Below are 16031 nucleotides of genomic sequence, written 5' to 3'. Positions count from 1 at the left end.
AGAGCCCCGCGACCGATGGTCGCGGGGCTCCTTTGTGGTTCTGATCGCCGAAGCGTTGTCGAACTAGTCCGAGTTGAAGTAGCTCAGCAGGCGCAGGATCTCGACGTACAGCCACACCAGGGTGACGGTGAGTCCGAGAGCAATGCCCCAGGCCGCCTTTTCCGGTGCGCCCGAACGGATCAGCTGATCCGCGGCGTCGAAGTCGATCAGGAAGCTGAATGCCGCAAGCGCGATGCAGACGAGCGAGAAGATGATCGCGATCGGTCCGCCGTCACGAAGGCCCAGTCCGTCGCCCCCGTTGAAGAACCCGATGACGAGGTTGCCGAGGATCAGCACGAGCACGCCGATCAGGCCCGCGAAGATCATCCGGGTGAACCGCGGGGTGACGCGGATGGCGCCGGTCTTGTAGACGATCAGCATGCCGCCGAAGACACCGAATGTCGCGAGTACCGCCTGGCCGATCAGGACACCGGCGCTGACGTCGCCGGCAACTACCCAGTTGGCGAAGACGAACGACACCGTACCGACGAACAGACCTTCGAGCAGCGCGTAACTGAGCACGATGGCCGGATTGTCTTGCTTACGACCGAATGTCGCGACGAGGACGAGGCCGAGCCCACCCAGCGCACCGATCAGCATCAGCGGCATCGCCAATGCTTCGTTCTGGCTGGCCAGGAAGTACGAGACGGCCGCCGAGAGGATGAGGACACCGAGGGTGGCGGCTGTCTTCATCACGACGTCGTCGATGGTCAGGGTTCGCGATCCGACCTGCTGCCCTGGACGGGCGAACGGATCGGCAGGCGGCTGCCCCGTCTGCTGATTCCACATCGCGCCCTGGCCGGCGCCGGCTGCACCAGCGCCAAAGCCGGCGTAGCCGCCGGGTCCCTGGTTGCTGCGCACTACTCCGCGCATCACCGGATTGCTGCTTTCACGCACCGTTTTGGTCCCTTCATCAAGTGATCCCACTTATGCACGCTCAACGAGCGGCGTGGCTATCGAGTTCCGACTTTACCTTCTCTTGAACTTCGGTGCAGTCGACTCCCCTGCGGGATCAGCTGTCGAGCCGAAAAGTCGGCTCCGAGCATCGATCTGGTCAGCCCCACCGGCTGTGACCGCCATCGGCGGGGATCGTCACACCGCTGAGATACGCCGCATCCGTACTGCACAGGAACACCGCGATTCGACCGATGTCCTGCTCGGCATCACCGATCCGGCCCAGCGGGATGCTCTTGACAAACGCTTCGGCCTCCTCCGGGTACGTATCGGTCCACCATTGCAACGACGGCGTCATGGCATGCGGCGCAATGGCGTTGACGCGGATGTTGTCCTTACCCCATTCGCATCCCGCCGCCCGGGTCAACGAGCGCGTCGCCTCCTTGACGGCGGCATAGGGCCCATATGTGGCCATGTCCCAGCGGACCGCCGACGACGTCACCAGGTTGATCACCGATCCCCCACCTCTGGCAACCATCAGCGGATGACAGGCCTTCATCAACCGCAACACGGCGAGCGGCCCGGTTCGGAAGAACCTGGTGAAGTCGTCGTCGGACACGTCGAGCAGCGGGATCGGCATCGCATCGTTGGCGTTGTTCACCAGGATGTCGACCCCGCCCAGCCGTTCTGCGCACGCCTCGACGATGGTGGAGCAATCGTCAGCCTCGCTGACGTTGCCCACCAGGTACTCTGCCCGTACACCGTTGGATTGCAGTTTCTCCGCGGCCGCGGCCAACGGCTTCTCGTGACGGCCGCAGATGAAGATGTCGGCACCTTCCTTGCTCAGTGCCGAGGCGATGCCGAAGCCCACCCCTTTGCCGCCGCCGGTGATCAATGCAACCTTGCCGTCCAAAACTCCCATGCAGCAGACACTAGCCAAACTAGAACACGTTCACCCCGCGAATGGGGTCACGAATCGGGACCTCGGCGGCTTCGCTGTTCGACGATGAAGTCGCGGATCTTCGTGGGCGCGACGTCTCCACCGATCAAGTCCTTGGTGGCCCGCCCGAGGCACACAGATGTCAGGACCCGTTCGGCGAGTTCGTAATCCTCGCCGATCGCAATGTAAGGCTTTGCGATCATCAACGCGGCGACTCCGTGTGCGGCGGTCCACAACTCGAGCACCACGGGGGTCGGATCGCCCTTGTCGACGAACCCCTCGTCCATCAAACGCTCGATCGTCTCGGCGAAATGAACAAAAGCCGACTGCCCGAGAACAGCATCGGCATCGGTGCCCTCGGCACAGACCTTCATGGTCGCCACCCGGTACAGTTCCGCGTTCTCGACCGCAAAACGCACATAGGCCATCCCCTGCGCATGTGCCGCTTCCCAGCTGTCCTCGTGCTCGGCCCCGGCAGCCCGCATCACTTCGTCCAGTCGGGTGAAGTACTGCGCCACCACTTCGTCGATCAGTGTGTCCTTGTCGGCGAAGTGGATGTAGATCGACGGCGGCGTGACCCCTACCCGATTGGCGACAGCTCGGATCGAGACCGCTGACTCGTCTCCACTCTCGAGAAGCAATTCGGTTGCAGCGGTGAGGATCTCCGCGCGCAGTTGCTCACCCGAGCCGCGAGGGGACCTGCGGCGCCTCAGTCGCTCGACTGTCATGGCCACCTTCCTCACTCAGACCGAACCTGTCATGGAACTTGCGTAGGGGCGCCGGTGCCCACCAGTTTGCCCGGCCGGCGATCTTCATGAATGCAGGAACGAGGAACATGCGGATCAACGTCGCGTCCATCAAGACCGCCAGCGCGAGACCGACACCGAACATCCGCATGAAAGACACCTGCGAGAAGGCGATTCCGGCAAAGACGATGGCCATCAGCAGCGCGGCGGCCGTCACAACCCGGCCGGTTCGGGCCAAGCCGTACGCGACCGCGTGATCGTTGTCCGCCCTGGTCCTGCCGGACTTGAGCCACTCTTCCCGTATCCGCGACAGCAAGAACACCTCGTAGTCCATCGACAACCCGAAAGCGATGCAGAACATGAGTACGGGCATGTTGGCGATGAGTGTGCCGGTGGTGGTGCTTCCGAGCCCTCCGAGATTGCCGTCCTGGAAGATCCAGACCATCGCGCCGAAGGTCGCCGTCAGCGAGAACACGTTGAGCACCAGCGCTTTCACCGGTAGCAGCACCGAACCGGTGAGCAGGAACAACAGGATGAACGTCGTCACGACGATGACAACAAACACCTCGGGTAGGTGGTCGATGATGCTGTTGACGTTGTCGATGTTCTGCTGTGCCAGACCGCTGAACAACGTCTCGGCGGGTGCCGGCACCTCACGAAGCGCGTCGAGCTGGTCCTGACCGCGTTCGGAGAACGGATCGACGGTCGAGGAGACGGTGATATAGGCGGCGTTGTCGGCGGTCATGTCGTTGCCACCGTTGCCCACCCGTTGTCCGTCGACGAACGTTCCGACCGGGGTGGTGACCGCGGTGACGTCGGCCACCTGGGAGAGGTCCTGGCCATACCGCGACATCGTGGGCTCGTCGAGGTCGCGGGCCTCCGGGATCACGATGTTGACGGACGCGGATGCGTTCTGCGAATAGTCTTCTCGCAGTTCGTCACCGAGTACGCGCGCGGACGCCGACTCCGGGAGCACACGGTCGTCCGGGTAGCCGAACTTGATACCGAGGAACGGGGCACCCAGGACGAGGAGCAACGCGACGACGGCCAACCCGACCGGGACGGCATGACGCAGGACAAACTGTGTGGAGCGGTACCACATCGACTCTTCGGGTTCGGGCACATGCGGTTCGTCTCGGCCGAGGAGCCTCCGGATGGGCCTGCGCACATCGAGTGAGTCGATGCGCGGGCCGAGCACAGCGATGATTGCCGGTGCCACCACGAGCGCGGCAGCGGCGGCCAGCGCCACCACGGCCAGTCCGGCATAGGCGAACGAGCGCAGGAAGTACATCGGGAAGATCGCCATCGCAGCGAGCGAAAAGGCCACTGTCACAGCGGAGAACAGAACTGTGCGGCCTGCCGTCGCGACGGTGACGACAAGAGCGTCATCCCGGTTCCGTCCGGCCTGCACTTCTTCTCGGTAGCGGTTGATGATCAAGAGTGTGTAGTCGATGGCCAGCGCGAGCCCCATGGCCGTCGTCAGATTGAGGGCGAAGACGGACACGTCGGCGAAGAGTGTGAAACCTCGCAGCACAGCCGTTGTTCCGATGATCGCGAAGATACCGATCGCCAGCGGCAGCACTGCCGCGGTGAGTCCTCCGAACACCCAGATGAGAAGCAGGAAACTGATCGGGATCGCTACTGCCTCAGCGACGAACAGGTCACGGCTGGTCTGTTCGTTGACCTGCGAGTAGACCATCGCCTGTCCCCCGACGAGAACGTCGATCCCGGGGAACTGGCCGGTGAAAGACGGGGCGCTGAAACGGTCTTCGATCTTCCTGCCGTTGCCTGCAGCGTCCTTGTCGCCCCCCGCGACCGTGAACGTGATCAGCCCGGATGTGCGGTCTTCGGAAATGAGCGCGGCTGCTGCTTCCGGATTGTTCCACGCCGAGATGATCGGCCTCTCGACAAAACTCAACGACTCGAGTTCGCCCACCACGGCGTCTGCCGCGGTCCGCGCAGTGTCGCTGTCGGAGATGTTGGGTGTTCCCGGCTCGTGCAGGCGGATGACCACCTGCAGGCCCCCGCGCTCGAAGGTGTCGCTCATCACCTCGATCGCCTTGGCCGATTCGGAATCCGGGTCCTGGAAACCGCCGGCCGCCAGGTGACCGGACACCGACGAGCCGAGGATCCCGCAGATGATGAGCACCAGCAGCGCTCCGGCCAGGACGCGCTTCGGGGCGGCGATGACGCCACGGGCCAACGAGGACAACACGGCAGATCCTTTCGAGTCATTCTCAAGTGATCGCCGTTAAGTTATCAGCACTATCTTAGCGGGGTCAATGCCATTTACCAGCGCTAACGATCGAGACCCACGTCTGCAACCCATGCCCGACAAAGCACGGGCACTACGCAACCGAATCAACGTGGGCGACCTGTTGAGCGTCCATGCCCAGGCCCCACATGACAACCCGCATCTCGCGCCGGACCACCCGATCCTCGTCGCCGAGCAATCCGATCACCCGTGCCACCTCGCGGGCGCGAACCGCCGGCCTGGCCACATCGACGAGGTGATGCAACGGCGTGCGGCGAAGGCCCATCTTTCCCGCGGAAGGTTTGTCCATCCAGCGCGTCGAGATCGATGAGAACGACACGGACAACATGGGTCGCAGCACCGAATTCATCATCGTGGCCAGCGGACCCGGCATCAGCGGGATGTCGATCCGGTAGCCCTCCCGCAGCAACGCCCGGGTCAAGGTCTTCGACGCCTCGTCTGGTTCGAGGTCGAATTGTGCTCCCACATCGAACAATTCGTTGGCGGCCCCGAAGTTGCTGGGCAACAACTGCTCGTCCACCCCGATGACCCAGCCGATCCAGCGCCACAGATGCGCGATCGCCTCGTGTTCGGCCGCCGAGTACTGGATACCGAGGTCGCGTGCCACCTTCATCGGCAACGCCAAGAATCCCCCACCGATGGTCAAGGCGCTGTACGTCTGGCTGATCGGGACACCCCACTCGGCCACTTCCCAACCACCTTCGGTGGTCAGGTGGTGTCGGACCATCGCGTGGACCAAGCGGATCCGGAGAGTCTGCGCCCAACCTGCATTGCCGGGCAGTATCTGACCCGGTGCCGTCGCCAGCGCGATCCAGCGACCGGTACCCAGCACGCGGTCGTAGGTGTGCTCCTCGAACCGGCCGGTGGCCGCGAGCGGCCGGACGAATCCGCGCGCCTGATAGCCGTAGATCAACGACTGATAAAGCGTGCTGGACTGGAGGGTTCCGAACTTCCACCAGGCTCGACCACCCGCTTGAGCGACGGCCGCATCGAACCACGGCGGCGGCGTCGACGCAGCATCGAGCAGAGCCCGCAAACAGTGCGGCGCGTCGTCGATCAGACCGAGCGGATCGTCCAGGATTCGCAGGATGTCTCGCCAACCGTAGTCATCAAGAGAAAGCATCTCGTCGATCACATCGTCTGCCAGAGGATCACCGACATGCAGCCCGGCTTCGAGTCGATCTACGAGGTCAGGGTGCCGTTCGCGGACGACGTCCCAATTCGCTGCGCCTGTGATCTCGGATGCACCCATAGGTCATGGTGTATTTAAAGGCGCCCGTGGTCAACCCTTGGCGACTTCTCCGGCTTCATCGGTCTCGATCGGCAGCTCGACCTCGGGCAGTCGCACCCGTTCGCCGCCCACACCGGCAAAGCCGGCCCAGATCAATTCGGTGATGTGATCGACGAGTTCGGCGCGATCCATCGTCGGCGTTTTGCTCCACCAATCCACGGCAGTCCAGATGGCTCCGACCAGCGCACGCGCCCACGGCCCGGACGCCCGGGTGTCGGCCCCGAGCTGCGCCAGGGCTATGTCCAGGACCTGCTCGATGAACCCGGTGACCTCGGCCGAACCGACGCCGACCTGCATGCGTGGAGCCAGAACAGCTGCGAGCTTGCTGTTGTCCTCCATCCACCGGGCGAGGATGTCGATCACCGACCGCGTCTGTTCCTTGGGGTCGTGCAGGGTGTTCACCATGGTCCCGACCTCTAAAACGAGGTTTTGGGTGTGTCTCTGCGCGAGCGCGGCCAGGAGGTCGCTGCGGTCGGCGAACGCCGCGTACACGGCCGAGCGGGTCAGGCCGGCTCGTTTCGCGACACCGGCGAGACCGAAATCGACCCCGTTTTCGATGATTTCCGCCTCAGCGGCATCAAGCAATTCCTCGCGCCGCGCCCCAGGATCGACACCGGGGCCAGGCGGTCGGCCGCGACTGCGTCGAGTGGATCCGTCAGACATGTCGTTCAGTTTGCCACTTTCCTTGCCTCACATAGTTGCCCGAGGTCAATTACGGCGATTCGTCACATGCCTGCGGCGAGTGAGCCGGGCGTCACCGTCCGCTTGGGCGCGTCGAAACAGTCTGTCTCGCAGGTCAGCTGATAAAGCGTCGATCGGGCGGCACCGCTCAGACCGCATTCCGACCCGACTCGGCCGGGGGCCCCGCGGCGGCCCTGAGCTCCCGTGAGATTCTGGTCTTGCCCGGGATCCTGTGTCCGGGAATGCCCCCATAGCCCAATCGGCAGAGGCACCGGACTTAAAATCCGTCAAGTGTCGGTTCGAATCCGACTGGGGGCACCCTATTCCTTGGTGATGAACCCCTTGGACACCATCCAGTCGCGCGCGACGATGCTCGGATCCCGGCCGTCGACGTCGACCTGCTTGTTCAGATCGGTGATCACCTCGTTGGTGAGTGCCGCGGTGACCGGAGCAGTGACCGGCGCGATCTCGGGATGCTTCTCGAAGAAGCTCTCCTTCATCGTCACAGATGGGTTGTAGTGCGGGAAGAACTGCTTGTCGTCGGTGAGAACAACCAGGCCCAGACCGGCGATACGACCGTCCGTGGTGAACACCTCGCCGAACTTGCACTGGCTGCCCGTCGATGTCGCCTGGTAGATGATGCCCACCTGCAGAATCGGCGTCTGAGCCTGAGCCGGGTCGAAACCGTAAGCGGCGGCCATGCCCGGGAAGCCGTCCTGACGGGCACGGAACTCGGTGTCGACACACGTCGCCGCGGCGGCCGGATCGCGTTTGACGAGCTCGGCGTAGTCGGACAGCGTTGTCACACCGGTCTCGTCGATGACCTGCTTGCTGGCGGCCAGCGCATAGGTGTCGTCCATCGGCCCGGGTTCGAGCCAGATCATGTCGTTGGCTTCGAGGTCCTCGTCCCGAACGGCCTCGAACTGCTCACGCGTATCGGCGATGGGCTTTTCGTGCCCGAGGTAATTGATCCACGCGTTACCGGTGAACTCGTATGCCACGTCCACCTGACCCGCCAACTGCGCGTCGCGCGTGCTGCGTGACCCCACGATGCCGGTCATGTCCCGCACGTCGGCGCCCGCTGCCACGAGCGTGAACTCGAGGATGTATCCCAGGATGACCTGCTCGGTGTACTCCTTCGATCCCACGGTGATCTTGACGCCCTTGAGCCCCTCGTTCTCCGTGATCGAACCCGGGCCCACCTTCAGCGGGACCGCGCCGCCCGACGACAGGCCACAGGCCCCCAGGACCACCGCGCACACGAGCGCAAAGCTGATCGACGAAACGAGACGGCGAAACCCACGCGCCGAACGAGGCGTTGTGGTCATCCGCGCACCCCTTTCGGTCCGAGGTAGTGCTCGGCCAAGGCGCCGAGCCAGTCGACGAGGAGTGCCAGACAGACCGCGAGGACACTGCCGAGGATCAGGGTGACGTTGTCGCGGAGTTTGTATCCGGTGTCGATCAGCACTCCGAGCCCCCCGGCATTGACGAGGAAACAGAGTGTCGCGGTTCCGACGGCCAGCACCAGTGACGTCCGAAGGCCGGCGAGGATATACGGCACCGCCAGCGGCAGTTCCACCCGGAAGAGGATCGACGACGGGGACATGCCCTGCCCCTGACCCGCGTCGATGAGCGACTTGTTCACCTGGTCGATGCCGAGGATCGTGCTGCTGAACACCGGGAGCAACGAGTACACCGCGATCGGCAGTACCCCGATCCAGAAGCCGGTCTCCCCTGTCCACAGGAAGAGCAGCACGAGCAGACCGACTGCCGGAGCCGCCTGTCCGATGTTCGCCACGCCGATGAACGGCGGACGAAGCAGTCGCGCGCGCCCGCGGGTGACCACGATCCCCAGCGGAACCCCCACCAGGACCACGATGAGTGTGACGGTGATGGTGATCAGCAGGTGCTGCCACACCAGTGTCGCCACGTTGCCGGCGCTGATATTCACCTTCTGCGTGGCCGTCAGGTCACGGCTGAACGCCCAGACGATGACGGCGGCTGCGACGATGACCACAAGGATGGGTTGGATGATCAGGCGGAGCTTGTCCGCCACGCTGATGGAGGGCGCCGGCGCCTCGACGGCAGTGGTCATCGCGCGGCGTCCGACGAGCCCGCGGCGCCTGGGGCTTCCGAGTCGGTGTGCGCGCCATCGGCCGGCGCCTTACGGAGGTTGGTGATGGTCGTGATGAGCGTTTCGAGGGTCACCACCCCCTGGTATCGATTGCCTGCTCCGGTGACCACGGCCGAGGCGTGATCCTCGGCGAGCATCGCCTCGAGTGCGTCCTGCAAGGTGGCCTGGATGCTGATCCACTCGTTGAGCGGTTCGGCGAACTCTTCGACGGTGCGGGCCTGCTGGAGACGGTTCTGCCGCACCCAGCTCACCGGCCGCTCGCGGTTGTCGAGGATGACAGCCCAATCATGTTCACTCGCTGCGAGTTCGGATCGCAGCGTGTCGACGGCCTCCCCGACGTGCGCGGTGGGCCGGGCTTCGAGGTCGATGTCCTTGACCCGGACAAGACCCAGCTGCCGCAGCGAAGCCCCGGTTCCCACAAAGCCGGCGACCGTGTCGTCGGCGGGATTGGCCAAGATCGCCTGTGGGGTGTCGTACTGCAAGATCTTGGACTGCTGACCGAGCACCGCGATGCGGTCGCCCAGTTTGACCGCCTCGCTGAAGTCGTGGGTCACGAAGACGATCGTCTTACCCAATTCGCTTTGCAGACGCAGCAGTTCGTCCTGCAGCGAACTTCGGGTGATCGGGTCGACGGCACCGAAGGGCTCGTCCATGAGGAGGACGGGTGGGTCTGCCGCGAGCGCGCGGGCGACGCCGACCCGCTGCTGCTGGCCGCCGGACAACTGCCGCGGGTACCGGCTCGCGTACTGGGCCGGATCGAGTCCGACCAGGTCGAGCAACTCGTCGACGCGGTTGGCGATGCGCTTCTTGTCCCACTTGAGCAGTCCTGGAACGAGGCCGATGTTCTGCCGGATCGTCATGTGCGGGAAGAGGCCGGCCTGCTGGATCGAGTAGCCGATCGAACGTCGCAGCTCCGTGGGTTTGATCGACAACGCATCCTGGTCGCCGATCGTGATCTTCCCCGACGTGGGCTCACTGAGCCGGTTGATCATCCGCATCGTGGTGGTCTTGCCGCACCCCGACGGGCCCACGAACACCACGACGTCACCGGCCGGGATATGCAGCGACACATCGTCCACCGCAGGTGTTTTGGATCCCGGGTAGGTCTTGGAGACATGGTCGAGCGTGATCTGCACGCCGGTCGGGTTCTCGGTACGCAGGGCCTTGGAAGCCGTGGCGGACTGTGGTGCGGCCGCTGGATGTTCTGTCACCGGATGCCTTTCGACGTTGTGAGTCGTCCGAGAAGTACGTAGAGAGCGTCGAGAACGAGGGCGAGTATGACGATCAGCAAGGTGCCGCTCAGTGCCATCGGAACCGCGGTCGGGCTACCCACGCGGGCAAGGCCCGCGAATATCAGGTTCCCCAGCCCCGGTCCCTTCACATACGCCGCGATCGCCAGGACACCCATCGCCATCTGCGTGCTCAGCCGCATGCCTGCGAGAATCGCCGGCCAGACCAACGGGAGTTCAACCCGTACGAGGGTGATCAGCCGGCCCATACCGATGCCCCGTGCCGCATCGATGAGCGCAGGCTCGATGTTGTTCATGCCGACGATGGTGTTGCGGATGATGGGCAGCAGCGAATACAGCACCAGCGCGGTGATACTCGGGATGACGCCCAGCCCGACCAGAGGGATGAGCAGGCCCAACAGCGCGAACGAGGGCACGGTCAACACGGCGCTGGAGATGGATGTGGCGAGGTTGGATGCGATGTCGTTGCGGTAGGTGAGCAGTCCGATCACCACTCCGATGACCGTCGCGATGACAACGCTCTGCATGACCGCACTGACGTGTTGATACGAGTCGAAGACCAATTGCGATTGGTGCGACGTGATGTAGTCCCACAACGCGTCCAAGCGATGCCCCGCTTCCCTCGGTCGTTCGGCCAACAGGCGACATCGCCGCCGTCTCGGCGTGGAGCCGCCGCGACGTGTTCGGTCATTATGTTGTCCGACCACGACCGCGCCAAACATCGCTTCTCGGAAAAAGGGCCCACAGCTTCCACTGCAGCTGCGGCAAACCTGCACGTGGTGGCCACCCGGCGCGGCTGAGCAAGCCTTCAAATCACGATGAGTGAAACACCTCCAGCACGCCAGCTACGTCGATCGGGCCGAAAACTGAAACGTGTTCCTTACTCTGGACTGCGGACGACGCGGTAGATGCCGTGGTCGACACGAACGCAAGGATGGCGCCGTCATGATCATCGACGTTCCCCCGGACAAAGACCCCATCGCCTATGTGTGGGGTGAGATGGTGCCCGGCATCGGAGTCGCAGCGTCCACCTTTGCGATGAAGGTGTACTCCGACAGCACCCTGGGACTCCGCGAGTTCGAAGCCGCCCGACTACGGATTGCGCAGATCAACGGATGTGTGTTCTGCCAGGACTGGCGCACCGAACGGGACGGGACGACGGTCGAGGACTCATTCGACCAGGCAGTTACCGAATGGCGCACCACCGACGCGTTCGACACCCGTACGCGGCTGGCCGCCGAGTATGCCGAGCGATACGCCCTCGACCACCACGGACTCGACGACGACTTCTGGAAGAGGATGACCGCCGCCTACAGCCAGGCCGAGATAGTCGAGCTGAGCATGTGTCTCGGCTCATGGCTCGCCTTCGGTCGCCTCAACCGCGTGCTGGGCATCGACACGGTGTGCGTGTTGCCGAACCACTGACCGACCAACTGCGATTCACCGCGCCCGATCTCGAATCTTCGGTGGCCCGATCCGCAGTCGACAGGTACCGTCGAACACATGAGCGAATCAAACATCCAGCAGAATCCCGAAAAGGACCCCTCCGACTGGGTCACCGGCGATGAGCCGGCCACCGGACCGCAACAGAGCTACCTCGAAACCCTTGCCCAGGAAGCCGGCGAAGAGGTCCCGGACGACCTCAACAAGGCCCAGGCCTCGGAGATGATCGACAAGCTGCAGGGCGAGACCGGCCGCGGCCAGTAGCCACGAACACCGCGTTCATCGGCCCCGCGCAGTGCCCGAGCGACGACGCGCAAACATTTTTCGCCCCTGCGCTATCGCTTTCGCCCAATCCGTGCAACACTATGTGCAGGGGCGTGTTCATGCGTTCTGCAGGAAAAAAGAGAGAAGTACTTTAATATGGCACAGGGAACTGTGAAATGGTTCAACGGCGAAAAAGGCTTCGGCTTCATCGCCCCCGACGGCGGTTCGGATGACGTCTTCGTTCATTACTCTGAGATCCAGGGCGGCGGCTTCCGCACCCTCGAAGAGAATCAGCGAGTCGAGTTCGAGATCGGCCAGGGCGCTAAAGGCCCGCAGGCCACCGGAGTAACCGCGATCTGAGATCGCCAGACTTCCAAAGAGTGGGTGACCAGCGAGAAATCGCCGGTCACCCACTTTTTTGTCTCCACTGCCGCTGAGTTCAGCCGAGCAGACCTCTCCGGCAAGGCGTTTCGCCGTCGGCACTCTCTCATGGATGTTTGACTGCGAGCGAATACGGGTATGTCATTTCTTCTTCAATGACGATTCTTTGTGGGCGGCCTTCGAACCGCTCTTTGCGGACTCCACAATCCAATAGGGTTCGCCATCACTTGCATTGAATTTCTGACCTGAAAAAGTAAAAGGTTTTGTTCTCTTCTCGACGGCTTTCCCTTCTGTCTCGCCTTGCGGGGTATTCCATGCCACTGAGTCGTTCTTACTGATGCTCATGTATCCGAGGGTAGCGATGCGCAGCCGGACGACAACTCCGTCCGGCCGAGCGATCAGGTCGTGAGCTGCATCTGGTGGGTTTGCACCAGCTTCTGCGACCCTCCCGGGCCGGTCTGCGCGTGGTCGACCCGCACAGATGCGGTGTCACCCTCGAGCCGCAGCGACATCACGCCGTTGTCGAACCAGGGACCCGCCTCGGCCTGCCAGGTGATCGGATGGTCCTCCAGCCCGGCCCGGTGGGCGAGGAATCGCAGGAACCGGACCATCGGCTTCCGGATCGCGAGACGGTTCACCACGCGAATGGGCAGGTCAAGGGGATTCCGGAACGGCGACATGGTCAGTTGGTAGAGCACCGTCGAGTCGGTCGAGGTGCGTGTCAGCTCGGCCTCGGCGACATAGGAACAGTGCACATCGCCGGACAACCACAACGCACTCGCGGGCGGATTGGGACGATCGACGATCTCTTCGACCAAGCCGACCATGTCTTCGAACGACTTGCCAAAGGCGGCCCAGTGCTCGAGGTCCAGAGCGAGCCGCAGCTTCTCCCCCACCTTGCCCCAGCGTTTACCCCACGCGCCCTGCGCGACGGCTTCATTCCACTGCTCGAGGTGATGGAGCGCAGGCAACATCAGGTAGGGCAGAGACGTCCCGAAGACGATGTGGCGTGCATCGGTCCCAAGTGCCTGCTCGCGCAACCACTTCCACTCGGCTTCGTCGAGCATCGCACGCCGTTCGGGGGTCAGTTCACGTGAGCAGCGCGAATCGATCATGATGATCCGGGTGTTCCCGAGATCGCGAACATAACTCCACCGCGCCGATGTCGGCTCGCTGTCGGCGCGGAGCGAGAAGTCGGACAGCAGCTTTTCACGGTCTTCGGCCGTGGCCGCCCCGCGCACGGCCAGGTAGAGCTCGTCGTTCTGCAGCTCGTCCGGGGAGAGATTGCCGAGGTGCTGGTAGATCCAGTAGGACGAGAATGCCCCGACCACTCTCCGGTGCCACCACGGCTTCTGCTCGATGTCTTTTCGCCAGTCGAGCGACGAGTTCCAGTCGTCGCGCAGATCGTGGTCGTCGAGGATCATGCAGCTCGGGATGGTCGCCATCAACCCGGTGACCTGCTCGGCACCCCACGACTCCCGATACAGCCAAGTGTATTCCTCGAAACCGCAGATCTCCTCGAGCACTTCCTCTCCCAGTTCCGGGTCCTTCTGGGTCTCGCGACGAGTCCGTAGTCGCTCTTTGATCTCAGGGGACGGGTCGTCGGCATACACCTGATCCCCGAGAAGGAGAAGCAACTGCGGCCACTGATCGGCGTCTTGATCCTTCACCCGTGCGGCCAGACCGGCGAGCCCGTCGGCCCCAATCGCCTTGAGCCGGTCCTCGTCGTAGGTATCGCCGCGCCGGCACGAGCCGAACGCAACCGTCAGGGCGTCGTCCTCGGCCGCGGTCCGCAAGGTACCGCCTGCGGCCACCGTGGGAGAGGCTTCCACCACCGGATCAGCAGACGATCGCAACGTCACCGAATAGTCGACCACTGACCCGGAGGGCAGATCGACCAACTGCACGATGGCGAAGTGGTGCTCGTGTACGGACCACGTGTTCTCGGCACCGCTCTGGCCGGTCGAGGTCCGCACCTCCACAGTGCACTCACGATCGGTCTCCACCCAGATGGTGGCCCGCGTGTTGTCCACGTAGCGAAGGATGGGTCCGAGAACGAGGGTCGGCATTTCATTGCTCACACCCACACGGTTCCACCGATTGGTCCGATGTGCACCATTTCTGAGGTCACACGCTCCCGCCAACGCCCATGAAGACGGTTTCGCGGAGTAGATGTGGAGTGCGCAACCAGAACTTGACGGAAGGAACACCGTGAACGAATCTGCACTCCTGACCGACGCGTTCGACCGGATCAAGGAAATCGTCCACGAGACACTCCAGGATCTGCCGGAGTCAGCCCTCACCTATCGGCCCGATCCGGAGGCGAACTCGATCGCCTGGCTGATCTGGCACCTCACCCGGGTTCAGGACGACCACGTCGCCGAAGTTGCCGGGACCGAACAGGTGTGGACCGGCGACGGGTGGGAGGCGCGGTTCGCGCTGCCCTTCGACACCGGCGCCATCGGATACGGGCAGACGTCAGACGAGGTCGGGCGGGTCGTCGCGAGCGCACAAGACCTTCTGGGATACCACGATGCAGTGCATGCGAGCACGCTGTCGTATCTGCAGACCATCGGCTCCGACGATCTCGACCGGATCGTGGACGATCACTGGGATCCGCCGGTCACGCTCGCGGTGCGTCTCATCAGCGTCATCTCAGATGACCTGCAGCACGCCGGGCAGGCCGCGTACATCGCCGGATTGTTCGACCGGGCTTCGACCACTTCCTGACATGGCTTGGTTGTGCACAACTGAATTGTGGTCTACCATTTCGGCATGTCCGCACTTCGGCTTGATCAGCAACTCTGCTTCGCGCTGTATTCGGCGTCGCGGGCAACAACGGCCGCCTACCGGCCGATTCTCGATGAGCTCGGTCTGACCTATCCCCAGTACCTGGTCCTCCTGGTCCTGTGGGAGGACGAACCCATCACGGTCCGACGGCTCGGTGAACGGCTCCAACTGGATTCAGGAACCCTGTCCCCATTGCTCAAACGCCTCGAGTCCGCCGGCCTCCTGGTGCGTCAACGGACACCCGCCGATGAGCGATCGGTCGAGATCACGTTGACCGACAAGGGCCGCGACCTCGAACGCCGCGCGGAGTGCATACCTGAAAATCTCTTCGCGGCAACCGATCTGACCGAGCTCGAACTGACGAACTTGCGTGACGCGGCTCAGATGCTGACCGCCGCGTTACGACAGGCCGGCGCCGCTCAAGCCGGCAATCAGAACAACCGACATCGAAAGGCATTGAGATGAAAGCTCTTTACACCGCGGAGGCACTCGCCACCGGAGAAGGTCGCGACGGCCGCGCCCGCACCTCGGACGGCAAAGTTGACCTCGAACTCTCGATCCCCAAGGAAATGGGCGGGAACGGCGTCGGCACCAACCCCGAGCAGCTCTTCGCAGCCGGATACGCGGCATGCTTCCACTCCGCCCTGCGGTTGGTGGCCGGAAAGGAGAAGGCGGATGTGTCTGACTCGGCCGTGGGCGCACGGGTCTCCATCGGCAGCCTCGACAACGGCGGCTTCGGGCTCGCCGTCGAATTAGAGGTGACATTGCCGAACGTCGACCACGACACCGCGCAGAAACTGACCGAGAAGGCTCACGAAGTGTGCCCCTACTCGAACGCCACCCGTGGGAACATCGACGTGAACCTGGTTGTCACCGACGACTGAACTGTGCCCGATGCATGAT

The 16031-nt window shown here is 63.4% G+C and carries 18 protein-coding genes and 1 tRNA gene; 7 read left to right on the top strand and 12 right to left on the bottom strand.

Annotated elements, in window-relative coordinates; translation table 11 throughout:
* Positions 1–63: 63 nt before the first annotated feature.
* The 6 genes from W823_RS54730 to W823_RS54705 all read right to left on the bottom strand — a co-directional run bounded on the left by W823_RS54730 (position 64) and on the right by W823_RS54705 (position 6848).
* Complete coding sequence (locus W823_RS54730; protein WP_023963012.1) at positions 64–936, bottom strand: Bax inhibitor-1/YccA family protein; 873 nt, start codon at positions 934–936, stop codon at positions 64–66.
* Between the two features lie 157 nt (positions 937–1093).
* The gene (locus W823_RS54725; protein WP_023963009.1) at positions 1094–1855 is read right to left on the bottom strand and encodes an SDR family NAD(P)-dependent oxidoreductase; all 762 of its coding nucleotides are present in this window, start codon (positions 1853–1855) and stop codon (positions 1094–1096) included.
* 47 nt (positions 1856–1902) lie between these two features.
* Positions 1903–2601: a TetR/AcrR family transcriptional regulator gene (locus W823_RS54720; protein ID WP_023963007.1), complete on the bottom strand. Its 699-nt coding sequence runs from the start codon at positions 2599–2601 to the stop codon at positions 1903–1905.
* The gene (locus W823_RS54715; protein WP_023963005.1) at positions 2552–4834 is read right to left on the bottom strand and encodes an MMPL family transporter; all 2283 of its coding nucleotides are present in this window, start codon (positions 4832–4834) and stop codon (positions 2552–2554) included. The genes W823_RS54720 and W823_RS54715 overlap by 50 nt, the downstream gene beginning before the upstream one ends.
* A 133-nt stretch (positions 4835–4967) precedes the next feature.
* Positions 4968–6146 (bottom strand): oxygenase MpaB family protein, encoded by a 1179-nt coding sequence (locus W823_RS54710; protein ID WP_023963003.1) that lies wholly within the window; start codon positions 6144–6146, stop codon positions 4968–4970.
* Between the two features lie 30 nt (positions 6147–6176).
* Positions 6177–6848 carry a TetR/AcrR family transcriptional regulator gene (locus W823_RS54705; protein WP_023963001.1) on the bottom strand — a complete coding sequence of 224 codons (672 nt, stop codon included), beginning with the start codon at positions 6846–6848 and terminating at the stop codon, positions 6177–6179.
* A gap of 262 nt (positions 6849–7110) precedes the next feature.
* Here W823_RS54705 and W823_RS54700 point away from each other — a divergent pair.
* Positions 7111–7184: transfer RNA gene (locus W823_RS54700), tRNA-Leu, on the top strand.
* A 2-nt stretch (positions 7185–7186) separates the two neighbouring features.
* Here the strand turns inward: W823_RS54700 and W823_RS54695 are convergent.
* The 4 genes from W823_RS54695 to W823_RS54680 are packed head-to-tail and all read right to left on the bottom strand — an operon-like array spanning position 7187 to position 10855.
* On the bottom strand, positions 7187–8194 hold the full coding sequence (locus W823_RS54695) for a glycine betaine ABC transporter substrate-binding protein (protein WP_038254583.1): 1008 nt from the start codon (positions 8192–8194) through the stop codon (positions 7187–7189).
* Complete coding sequence (locus W823_RS54690) at positions 8191–8961, bottom strand: ABC transporter permease (protein WP_023962997.1); 771 nt, start codon at positions 8959–8961, stop codon at positions 8191–8193. Before W823_RS54690 ends, W823_RS54695 begins: the two co-directional genes overlap by 4 nt.
* A complete protein-coding gene (locus W823_RS54685; RefSeq protein WP_031333572.1) occupies positions 8958–10160 on the bottom strand; it encodes an ABC transporter ATP-binding protein in 1203 nt (400 codons plus the stop codon). The genes W823_RS54690 and W823_RS54685 overlap by 4 nt, the downstream gene beginning before the upstream one ends.
* A 47-nt stretch (positions 10161–10207) precedes the next feature.
* Entirely contained in the window at positions 10208–10855 is a 648-nt protein-coding gene (locus W823_RS54680) for an ABC transporter permease (RefSeq protein ID WP_023962993.1), read from the bottom strand.
* A gap of 340 nt (positions 10856–11195) precedes the next feature.
* Between W823_RS54680 and W823_RS54675 the strand changes: the two genes are divergently transcribed.
* From W823_RS54675 to W823_RS54665, 3 genes are all read left to right on the top strand, one after another.
* Positions 11196–11675 (top strand): carboxymuconolactone decarboxylase family protein, encoded by a 480-nt coding sequence (locus tag W823_RS54675; RefSeq protein ID WP_023962991.1) that lies wholly within the window; start codon positions 11196–11198, stop codon positions 11673–11675.
* Positions 11676–11753: 78 nt separating this feature from the next.
* The gene (locus W823_RS54670; RefSeq protein ID WP_023962988.1) at positions 11754–11957 is read left to right on the top strand and encodes a DUF3072 domain-containing protein; all 204 of its coding nucleotides are present in this window, start codon (positions 11754–11756) and stop codon (positions 11955–11957) included.
* A 156-nt stretch (positions 11958–12113) separates the two neighbouring features.
* Entirely contained in the window at positions 12114–12317 is a 204-nt protein-coding gene (locus W823_RS54665) for a cold-shock protein (RefSeq protein WP_020108824.1), read from the top strand.
* 162 nt (positions 12318–12479) lie between these two features.
* On the opposite strand, the gene W823_RS57570 is transcribed toward W823_RS54665, so the two are convergent.
* Entirely contained in the window at positions 12480–12683 is a 204-nt protein-coding gene (locus W823_RS57570) for a DUF2945 domain-containing protein (RefSeq protein WP_081729942.1), read from the bottom strand.
* Positions 12684–12736: 53 nt separating this feature from the next.
* Positions 12737–14419: an alkaline phosphatase D family protein gene (locus W823_RS54660; protein WP_235189679.1), complete on the bottom strand. Its 1683-nt coding sequence runs from the start codon at positions 14417–14419 to the stop codon at positions 12737–12739.
* Positions 14420–14549: 130 nt separating this feature from the next.
* Between W823_RS54660 and W823_RS54655 the strand changes: the two genes are divergently transcribed.
* From W823_RS54655 to W823_RS54645, 3 genes are read left to right on the top strand one after another with little or no spacing between them, the layout of a single operon-like run.
* A complete protein-coding gene (locus tag W823_RS54655; RefSeq protein ID WP_031333571.1) occupies positions 14550–15068 on the top strand; it encodes a DUF664 domain-containing protein in 519 nt (172 codons plus the stop codon).
* Between the two features lie 45 nt (positions 15069–15113).
* Positions 15114–15593 carry a MarR family winged helix-turn-helix transcriptional regulator gene (locus tag W823_RS54650; RefSeq protein WP_051406712.1) on the top strand — a complete coding sequence of 160 codons (480 nt, stop codon included), beginning with the start codon at positions 15114–15116 and terminating at the stop codon, positions 15591–15593.
* The gene (locus tag W823_RS54645) at positions 15590–16012 is read left to right on the top strand and encodes an organic hydroperoxide resistance protein (RefSeq protein ID WP_023962981.1); all 423 of its coding nucleotides are present in this window, start codon (positions 15590–15592) and stop codon (positions 16010–16012) included. The genes W823_RS54650 and W823_RS54645 overlap by 4 nt, the downstream gene beginning before the upstream one ends.
* Positions 16013–16031 lie beyond the last annotated feature (19 nt).

This window comes from Williamsia sp. D3, from assembly GCF_000506245.1.
Lineage (GTDB): Bacteria > Actinomycetota > Actinomycetes > Mycobacteriales > Mycobacteriaceae > Williamsia > Williamsia muralis.
Note: the sequence above shows the minus strand (reverse complement) of the source record. Positions and strands in the feature narration are given on the sequence as shown.